Below are 246 nucleotides of genomic sequence, written 5' to 3'. Positions count from 1 at the left end.
CTCTCTGCGTATGGAGCCGATGCCCGAAGACCACAGCGGCCTGAATCTGCGCGAACGCCTGGAAAAGGTCGAACGCACGCTGTTGCTCGACTGCCTGCGCAAGAACGACGGCAACCAGACCCTCGCCACAAATTGCTCACTTGCCACAAGAGGTACTTGTACCTCGATGGTCTGGCTCAAGGCCCCGATGTAGAGCCTTCGAGACCACCCAAAGAATTAATTTCAGCGCCGCCCGCAAGGGTCGGC

At 58.9% G+C, this 246-nt stretch carries 1 protein-coding gene; it reads left to right on the top strand.

Going from position 1 to position 246, the window contains the following annotated elements; all coding sequences use genetic code 11:
• Positions 1-193 (top strand): hypothetical protein (locus tag J5M57_RS28830; RefSeq protein ID WP_207938578.1); only part of this gene is annotated, 193 nt, incomplete at its 5' end.
• Between the last annotated feature and the right edge of the window lie 53 nt (positions 194-246).

Source organism: Pseudomonas sp. 86_A, assembly GCF_017491705.1.
Lineage (GTDB): Bacteria > Pseudomonadota > Gammaproteobacteria > Pseudomonadales > Pseudomonadaceae > Aquipseudomonas > Aquipseudomonas koreensis.
Note: the sequence above shows the minus strand (reverse complement) of the source record. Positions and strands in the feature narration are given on the sequence as shown.